The following is a 9,212-nucleotide window of genomic DNA, read 5'->3' as shown; positions in this document are numbered from 1 at the left end:
TAACGTATTGCTCGCAGTATAAAGGTTCTGACAGTCCCATCTCCCTCAGAAGCTAAAGGTTTATGTATGGAGATTTTGCCAGTTTTTGCCAAAATTTTTCTAGGCTCTTATTTTGGCAAAGGTATTAATATAGATACATATTTTTACAGATGTTACTGCTATAAAGTTCATCAAAGTATTCTCAAACTAGATATACGAAGTGCCGCAAGTAAGTAATTGCGGCTGTAGGGTTGCTCCAGCGATCAACCAGGATAAGCTCATCTAATTTGGTATTATGTGAGCTTGACAAATCAAAGGAAATAAGCATAGACAACCGGATAAAAAACGCACTTGACAACTGAACAGAATAAATGAAAAGAAAACAATGCTGTTAACTAGCTAAACAAAATTAATTACAAAGTTTTTACCAATTCTTCAAAGAATTTTTTCCACAGATACTACTACAAAAGGTTGCCAATTTTTGTGAGTATCAATTTCAATTCATTGATACTTAATAAACCGCCACAAAATTTCAATGAAATTTAACTCAGGTGAATAGCAGGGTAATTGAAAGATGATAATACCACGTTCTTCCCATTCTTTAATTTTATCAAGAATAATCCCACTGGGATGAATAGAGGATTGCTCAACAACAATCCCGGTTAGTTTATCTACTTAGGAAAGAAAGCATCAATGCAAGCAATAATTACATCCAAATTAATACTTTGAGATGAAACATAAGTTTCAAGGTGATTATTTAGATTCATGATTTCTAAAACATTTAAGCGCGAACTACGGCGACTATTAATAGTTAAGCACTGTCCGATATCTTACCATCCAGAAGGAAGAGAAGGAATGAGACAAAATCCGGTTTCATCTAAGTAATATAAGTTAATTTTACCTTCGTCGGTAAGCATTGTCATACCTCTTGATTGTTGATAGATTGATTAACGAACGAACGTTGCCCCTTGCTGTGAGGTATGAGGTATTGTTATCTTATTGACAAGATGTGTTTGCCTTGCAATGCAGACTAACTTTGCTTAGCTAAAGAAGCTAAAGCAATGCAGCATACAGACATATCAGAGGTTGACCAGGGATTTATGCAAGTTCAAAATTAATTTATATTTCATAAGTTCGCTCCCTATAGCGGAATGGCACTAAAAAAAGCTCTAAGCTTTGCAGGGTAAGCACTACAGCTTTTAAAGCTATTGAACAGTGAAGAGATGGGGCAGGCGATTGTCCTTGATGCAGTGCTGCGATCGCTACAAAAGTTCAGCGTTTTTTGCGATGGCGTACCTGGGCGCTTGATAGTGATCGCTGTGCCTTCCAGAGGTGGAAATTGATATACCTGACTTTTCACGGGATGTGGAAGTGCGATTCGTTGTGTGATGAATCACGGTAATCAGTCCGTAAATAACGCTCTTTTATGTCTCTGGTGAGAGAAAAATGCTGTGATTTGCTGAGATTCTTGAAATTCCTTGAAGGCTGTGAACAATACAGGCGCTGCTATGTCGGAAATATTGGGATTATTCAAATATATCTGTGAAAAAACCAAGATATGGCAGACATTACAGTTAACATGATTAAGTAACAAAATCATGTTGAACGTGAATAAAAAAACTACTAAAAAAGCCTTAAACCCAAGCTGGGGAGGATATAGAGAAAAATCTGGCAGAAAATCTACATGGAATCATAAACAAACAAGTACAATCCGTATACCAAAAGCTTTTGAGCAAGAATTAATGAGGTATGCACGATATTTAGACACAGGATTCATACTTGATAATAAAACAGAATCAATTGATTGGGAGGATGATTTTGTGACTGAACCAAGATTGACTGTTCTAGATAGAATTACCGACGAGTTTGAATATGAAACAAAGTCAAGGTTAGAAGCAATAAATGCGCCCAGCACTTCTGACCAACTTGAAATAGTGACAGAATCAAATTTGATAGCTCAACCCATGCCATCGTTCATGGATGCTATATTTTTAGCCAGAGAGATTGTTCAGCAAAAAAAGTGTGCGCGAATATCTCTAGCTAGATTCATATCTAAGTGTTATTTAACACCAGTCAATAGTGAATCCTTAAAAAGTTATCCTTGATCCATATCATGGTTTACCCCGAATCCACGGTTATATAACCTTGAAATTGATTCATTATTTTTATCAGCTTCTGGAATCCCAACTGGAAGTTAGTATTAACAAAAACGGCTAACCACGGTTTGATTAGATTCCAGAATATATATGGTTGAATAATTAATCTTAAATTGTTCAAAGTGGACTTCCATCCCAAACTGAAATCCCACCATATATGGTTACTAAAATCTGCTGGTTCTCTGGAAATTTGCGGTGAGATTGCTTCATTTTTGCTTTCGCTTTCCAATTTATTTCTAGCTTGAGCCTGTAAACTTACTAAAAAATAGGCACTCATAACTAGTTCCCACCATTTTTCTATTTGCTGGTAGTTCGTCAGTCTAAAATCAGCCCATCCCAACTCATTCTTCCCTTGTTTAAAGGCATACTCTACCCAATTACGAAATCCATAAAGATTTCCTAATAAAGCCGCCATATCACTTTTTAAATCTGCTTTTACATACCATGTCTGATTTTTTGGTAAATTATTTGGGTCAGTAGTGATTCGCCAATACGTTATCAGTCTGGATTCGCTTTCATTTATCTGTTGTATATATCTTTTTTCTGACTTTCCATCACTAAAAGTCCGCTCAAATTCTTGCCACACACCATACTTAGCCTCTTGGTCTGGCAAGCTAAACTCTCGATGATTACTTCTTATCGCTAGTAAATAATGTTTTTTATGCTTGGACAACACAGCAATAAATGTTGGACTTTCGCCATACAGACTATCCGCTAAAACCAAATCAAAATTAAACCCAATTTTGAGCAATGCTTCAATTATTTCGACTGCCAATTGAGGTTTGGTTTTATAGACTCCTCCTACTTCAAGTCTTTTTCGTGGCTTATATATTAAAAATATTAAAGGAAAAGTCAAGTCTCCTAATACTCCATAAGCATTAACTGAGACAATTCCATTATCAACTTTCCCCAAGTTCCCAATATATTGTCTCGCAACATAATCTGTATGCTTCCCTTTCTTTTTATCTCCAGTTTCATCAATTACTAGCTTAAATGAACGTCCCTCTAACATTAAGAGAGTCAGTTCTAAACGCCTGTCTCGTGAATCTTCTACTGACCAAGGTGAATTCGTAAGAAAGTTTTGCAGTGGTTGTGCATCGTGTAAACCTACTGCTTTCGCTATTTCTGGTAAAGATTTACGCTTTATATCAGATAACATCCCAGCATGAAGATGTTTAAAATTTTCAAATGTCCTCACTTCTGGAAACAAATCTCTATAGGCATCGCAGTACTGGTCTACCACGGTGATCGTGGAGGTAGCCGTTCTTGAACCCAATTAAATACCCTTGCTAAGTTAAACTCTTAGTAATTAATTATACTCTCATGAGAGTAATAAAAGAGCGATAATCACGCCAATCAACTCTAACAAGCAGGGCAAACGCATCTAAATATTGACGAGCCTGAATCAGGATAAAATACACCAAGACTCAAACTACATAGGGCTTTGAGGAAATTAAATCTCACTCTGACTGAAAATGATAATCATTAAGAGGAGGAGTTAGAGGCAGCCGACGGCTGCCTGAATTTTCACGGTCAGTTCTCCACTCTTCTAGCGTAGGTTTTCTCACAGTCTGATTCTCAATAGTTTTAGATTAATGACTAGGAATCACGAGAAGATCAGCACAAGAAAAACTCAATTTATGCGATCGCCACCAGGAAGGCGCAGTTACGCCATCGCTAACTGATCAAAGTGACTTTTACAGATGGCGTGAAAAGTCAGGACGGCTGCCCTTCATTGAGAGCTGATTCGTAAAGAAAATCTAAAGAGAACTGAATCAGGCTTTACTTAGGTTATAGGCTAAATCGAGTGTAGTTATGTTGTAGTTAATGAGCCGTCTACCCACGATTGACAATCCGCACCGCAAATCTTACCCAAGTGATTTAAGCGATGCCGAATGGGCAATTATCAAGCCTTTTCTACCTACACCCAAGGGATTTGGGCATCCTGTAGAAGTAGATTTACGAGAAATTTTGAACGCAATTTTCTACGTGCAACGTACCGGTTGTCAGTGGGAAATGCTGCCTCATGATCTTCCTCCTTACACAACGGTGTATGGCTACTTTCAGAAATGGCAGCGCAAAGGCATTTGGTAGCAAATTCACGACCAAATACGCCATCAACTGCGACAAGATTTAGGAAGAGATGAACAGTCTACGGTTGCGATAAGCCTAACGGCATGGCTTCGCTTACCGCTGATTCTCAATCCGTGAAGACCACGGAAAAAAAGGGGAGGTCTACGGTTTCGATGGTGGTAAGAAGGTTAAAGGACGTAAACGACATATAGTTGTAGATTCTCAAGGGTTGCTGATTGGCGTTTTAGTAACTGAAGCCAATGCGTCAGAACGTTTGGGTGCTGTGGTTGTACTGTATGAAGCAGCCGAGGAATTGTCTAAATTGGAAGTTGTTTGGGTAGATCAAGGCTATTCGGGAGAAAACTTTGCTCAAGCCGTTAAGCACGTTTGTGGAGAACAGGTTCGTGTTGAGGTGATTGAAAGGATATCGAAAACATTTGAGCGATTGCCCAAACGATGGATTGTAGAGCGGACATAAGGCTTTGCTCAATCGATTTCGGCGCTTGAGTAAGGATTATGAATTGTACACCGAGCTAAGTGAAGCAATGATTTATGGCTCATTGATTCGTTTGATGATAAAGCGAATGGCAGCTTAAGGTTTTGTTTACGAATCATCTCTAAAAGTTTTATTTATTCTCTAAATAAATATATTCTTATGTAGCTCATAATTAAATTATTTTAGTATTGATGATTAGTCATTTAGTTAAAGATAATTTAATTCACATTTTGAAAAATATTTGATTTCTTTTATTTATCATTTTATCAGTTTTTACAATTATCTATGTCATTCTGGAATCTCCCTTTGTGTATTTCCAAATAATAAAAAACTTATCCCATTAACTTACCAATTTCGTTTAATTTCTGCTCCAAGATTTCTTGTAAAGATTGAAGTTGTTCACGACTAGCATTAGCTAAAGTCATCTCAGATAATCCACTACTGATTTTTTGAATAATTACTTTTACTTCTTTCGATTCAGATTGTTCTGATGTTAAATACTTAGCTTTAATACCCTTAATTAAATCGCGTGTCTCAGGTACAGTTAAACTTTCTTTTAATACCTCCTCTGTTGCTTTTATTCGTTCTATAGCAGCCTCTTGTTCGGAAATTTTCAAGATTTTTGATGACAATGTTGCTAATGCCAATGCGTGAGCGCCTTTCAGTTCTTGATGACGAATTGCTTTTTTTAAATCTTCTGGCAAAGATAACATTGGTAAAAGATTGGACTTAACAGAAGCAGGATTCAAACCAAATTCTAAGAACACTAAAAATAAAGCTTGCTCGTCGTTATTAATATCCAGTACTTCTAAACCTTGTTGTTGCTCCTCACTACTAGCAATTAATAATTTTGTTAGTTCCTTGACTTGATTATTACGTTCAAGCCGCTTAAGTACAGCACCAAGAGTTGTAGCAACCTCATCCAATTCTAAACCAGTTGATTTGGTAATCTCTTTAAATATTGCTTCTGCCTTATCCAGTGGATTTAAATCTTCAAAACCTAAAAAAGTCAATAACGATGATTGGTCTAAATCCTGTGGCTGAGGTACGATTAATGCCCGAATAGTCTCCCATCCTAATAGCTTCGCTCCTGACCAACGTAACTGTCCGTCCAAGAGCATATAACGACCGTTATCTTGAGGAACTAAAATAACTGGTGTAATCTGCCCATGTTTTTTTAGTAATCTCGCTTTTGCCTGAATAGACTCTTGTGTAATTGTTTGTCTTGGCTGGTTAGGGTTAGGGTCAATTAAACCCGTATCAATGGCAATCTCACCTGTTTGCGTTTGCAATTGTTCGCGCAGTTTAGCGATTTCTGTCTCTAATTCTGGTGATTGCGATGCACGTAACCTTTCTACTTCAGCTTGTAAATCCGTAATTTTTTGTTCTTGATCCGTTTTCTGTACTGCCCCTTTAAATTTATCGCCTATTTGCGGTAATGCTTTTGCCATTATTTTTCCTTAATTAATGCAATGACATCATCAACAATTAATTTGAAATCTTTGCAAGCAGGATGCTTGGGACGATACTTGTGCAATGGTAATCCATAGGCACTAGCATTTTTAAACTCGTTAGAACTCCGAATTTTGGGATATAACTTTATCCCTAATCTCTCAGCAATTGCAGGTAACTGTGCTAGGTATTGCCTGTGCATAGCTACTACTGTGTTATACATACTGGGAACAAACCCTAAAATTGGTGGACGTGGTTCAAGTTGTAACTCGTCACTTGTGGAAATACACCATTCAACTAACTCTGCCGAACCAGAAATAGCTTTCATTTCTAACTGTACTGGAACCAAAACATGAGTAGCAGCAGCTAAAGCATTGACATTTAGCATACCCAAAGTTGCAGGACAGTCCAAAATAATTAAGTTATGAGGTAATGAATATTTATTTAATTTGTCGGCTAGACTGTATTCTCCACGTTTTCTGATCACTAATTCATTAGCTATTTCAGCCAACAAGGGATGTCCTTGACACACCTCAACTTTGGAATCCCAAACTGGTACTAATGACCAATCACCTTTAAAATCCTTTGAAAGTAACTCTACTGTAGTTAAATTTGCTTCGGCTGGTGACAAACCACAAAATACGTCCAATGAACGTTGGGGGTCTAAATCTAACATAGCTACGCTATAACCCCGTTTACTTACTTCATAGGCAATATGTGTGCTAATGGTAGACTTACCTACTCCACCAGCATTAGCCAGGAGTGCGAGAACTATCTGTTTCATAAAAATTGCTCAAACTTAGTTGCAGTATATCAAGTGTTTGTCGGATTTTAAAATCCGACAAACATAAGTTTGAGAATTTTAATAAATGTCGGATTTCAAAATCCGACACAAGCTGAATTCCAAAAATTCTATTCAGAGCGCCGAGGCTAGGTAGGGAAAATGGGAAGAGGCTTTTTTGCTAGTTGAGAAGCCCTTTAATTTATCTGTGGAGGACGAGCCTCTCCCCATTTATTTGCCGCTAAATTGATCACCCAAATAACTCCCGATGCTGATAAGCAAATCGAGAAACATCCAGACTAGCTACAGGTTTAGCATAAATAGCCTGATTGCGAATTGCCTCTATCTGTTCTGACTCTCGCTCCATAGCTGGTGTGAATTCTTGTCGCTGTTTCAGCAAATCCTCAAACTCAATTTCCCCAGGTCTACCTTGATAAAAAGCCTCCTCAGCACAACGATGGACTGCATTACCAATTTCTGCTGGACTGCAAATGCGATATTCAGCCAACAGTCTACGCCATTGATCATCACTCCAAGGTGAGTTATTGCCTCGAAAAGCTGGAAAATACTTAGCTAGATGTAGATTGAAAACTTCATATCTTGCCCCTTCATGGGGTAAATCCACAAAAAAGATATCATCAAAACGGCGCACTGATTCCGCAGGTAGCATTGACAAGCGATTGACAGTAGCAATGGTATAAACTGGCTCTTGATGCTCTTGCATCCAAGTCAACAAAGCCGCAGATAGCCGCCGTGCTACACCTCCATCTGCATTGGAGTCCCAGCCAGCAAAGCCTTTATCAAAGTCATCCCAATAAAGTACGCAGGGAGAAAGGGAAGTCACCAAAGCAATAAACTCCTTTAATGCTCTGTCGGGATCAGAATCACCCAGTAGTACACCCCAATTAGCTGCTAACAGTGGCAATCCCATTTTCTTAGCTGCTAACTTGGCAGAAAGACTTTTACCAGTACCCGGTGGCCCCCATAAGAGCATTCCAGTGGGAAACTTCAATCCATATTGCTTTGCTTTAGGTTGAAGTAGACAGGTAATAGTTTCCAACCTTTTCTCCAGCAAATCTAATCCCCCGGCTGAAGGTACATCCGGTTGAGCAATGTACTCTAAACCCCGACCCCGCAGTTTGCTAACTTTATGCTCTAGGACTAATTGGGCAATTTCCTCAAGCTGCTCTGCAAAACCCAGATATTGCTGTAGTAGCATATTTATCTCGCCTATGGGTAAACCCTGACAGGCGCGAAAGAGCAATTGCAGTGCTGATGTTTTTTCTGTTGTCTTTAACCAAGAATTGCGATCGGCTGCGCCGTGCCGTAGGCGATCTGCGCTTCGCAGCAGCGCTTCGCTATCGCACTCCGCAAACTGCTGAAGCCGGGGATGACTACTCCCAACCCAGGCATCACAAAACTGCTCTACAACCATCTGCACCTGCTGTTGGTCTGGAAGTGGATTTGACAGTACAGGAATAAAAGGCTGTAATTCTAGAGGTAGTTGAACGTAAGTTTCCAATAACACCCAGTAATGACGTTGTTGACTCCAGAGAGCTTGATGACAGGCATTGAGTAATTGATAGCTATGTTTTTGACTTATTTTGCTACAATGACCCTCATTTAGCACTCCCTCCAGTAAATAAATGCCTGGTTGATATTCCTCCAAAAGATACTGAATAATGTCCCCATCTTTACCCCTGTCAGTTGACTGTAAGATGTACTGACTTTGATGCTGAATTAATTGCTGTAGTCCACAGTAACCAGGATTCCAGACAAAGACTGACAAAGACCGCTCCTCACCCCAATGGTAAAACTGCTGTAAAATCTGCATTCTGTCAGGCGTATGATACTCCACAGCCACAATTGAAGTATTTTGGTCAGCCAGAGCAGGCCAGTCTGTTATCAATTTCATAAACCTGAATTTAACAACTTACTTTCTCCTTGTAGAGCAAATTTATTACTGATGCTTTAGCCACACGGATAATTATTACTAACTGGTTGGCTATATTTCTTGTGTGAAAAAGAGCGATCGCCTCCAGTACAGTGTTAATTTCGGAAACTGCTCCTAGTCCGCTTCTTTATCTCTTAAAAGGGGTGGGATCAGCGAGCCTGTCATTTGCCGCCACAAAACTATCAAAAGCTTTACTGTCGGTGGAACCATAAGATTGCCGTTAAAACGTGCTTATGCTTCCAATTCATTTCGGCAAAGTTATGCTTCTACAGAAACAAGCGTGCTATTCGGGTATAGATCATACTTATTCATAGCCGAGAG

General features: G+C 38.9%; 6 protein-coding genes and 1 pseudogene. 2 read left to right on the top strand and 5 right to left on the bottom strand.

Annotated elements, in window-relative coordinates:
• Window positions 1–480 precede the first annotated feature (480 nt).
• Window positions 481–585 carry a transposase gene (locus LC605_RS28855; protein WP_229550876.1) on the bottom strand — a complete coding sequence of 35 codons (105 nt, stop codon included), beginning with the start codon at window positions 583–585 and terminating at the stop codon, window positions 481–483.
• Between the two features lie 992 nt (window positions 586–1,577).
• On the opposite strand from LC605_RS28855, the gene LC605_RS28850 reads away from it, so the two are divergent.
• Window positions 1,578–2,084, top strand: coding sequence for a hypothetical protein (locus tag LC605_RS28850; RefSeq protein WP_229550875.1), 507 nt, complete (start codon window positions 1,578–1,580; stop codon window positions 2,082–2,084).
• A 13-nt stretch (window positions 2,085–2,097) separates the two neighbouring features.
• Here the strand turns inward: LC605_RS28850 and LC605_RS28845 are convergent, their stop codons facing one another.
• The gene (locus LC605_RS28845) at window positions 2,098–3,411 is read right to left on the bottom strand and encodes an IS701 family transposase (protein ID WP_229550874.1); all 1,314 of its coding nucleotides are present in this window, start codon (window positions 3,409–3,411) and stop codon (window positions 2,098–2,100) included.
• 551 nt (window positions 3,412–3,962) lie between these two features.
• On the opposite strand from LC605_RS28845, the pseudogene LC605_RS28840 reads away from it, so the two are divergent.
• Window positions 3,963–4,804 (top strand): annotated as a pseudogene (locus LC605_RS28840) (IS5 family transposase).
• 232 nt (window positions 4,805–5,036) lie between these two features.
• Here LC605_RS28840 and LC605_RS28835 read toward each other — a convergent pair.
• From LC605_RS28835 to LC605_RS28825, 3 genes are all read right to left on the bottom strand, one after another.
• Window positions 5,037–6,155: a ParB/RepB/Spo0J family partition protein gene (locus tag LC605_RS28835; protein WP_229550873.1), complete on the bottom strand. Its 1,119-nt coding sequence runs from the start codon at window positions 6,153–6,155 to the stop codon at window positions 5,037–5,039.
• Complete coding sequence (locus LC605_RS28830) at window positions 6,155–6,940, bottom strand: ParA family protein (protein ID WP_229550872.1); 786 nt, start codon at window positions 6,938–6,940, stop codon at window positions 6,155–6,157. The genes LC605_RS28835 and LC605_RS28830 overlap by 1 nt, the downstream gene beginning before the upstream one ends.
• 247 nt (window positions 6,941–7,187) lie before the next feature.
• A complete protein-coding gene (locus LC605_RS28825) occupies window positions 7,188–8,852 on the bottom strand; it encodes an ATP-binding protein (RefSeq protein ID WP_229550871.1) in 1,665 nt (554 codons plus the stop codon).
• Between the last annotated feature and the right edge of the window lie 360 nt (window positions 8,853–9,212).

Origin of the sequence: Nostoc sp. CHAB 5836 (assembly GCF_020829445.1) — a bacterium.
Taxonomy (GTDB): Bacteria; Cyanobacteriota; Cyanobacteriia; order Cyanobacteriales; family Nostocaceae; genus Nostoc.
The sequence above is the reverse complement of the archived record's forward strand: the minus strand, read 5'-3'. Positions and strand labels throughout refer to the sequence as shown.

Bases quoted from the DNA above. Each gene is read 5' to 3' on its own strand.
- LC605_RS28835 (WP_229550873.1), bottom strand. From the start codon at position 6,155: ATGGCAAAAGCATTACCGCAAATAGGCGATAAATTTAAAGGGGCAGTA.
- LC605_RS28825 (WP_229550871.1), bottom strand. From the start codon at position 8,852: ATGAAATTGATAACAGACTGGCCTGCTCTGGCTGACCAAAATACTTCA.
- LC605_RS28830 (WP_229550872.1), bottom strand. From the start codon at position 6,940: ATGAAACAGATAGTTCTCGCACTCCTGGCTAATGCTGGTGGAGTAGGT.
- LC605_RS28850 (WP_229550875.1), top strand. From the start codon at position 1,578: ATGTTGAACGTGAATAAAAAAACTACTAAAAAAGCCTTAAACCCAAGC.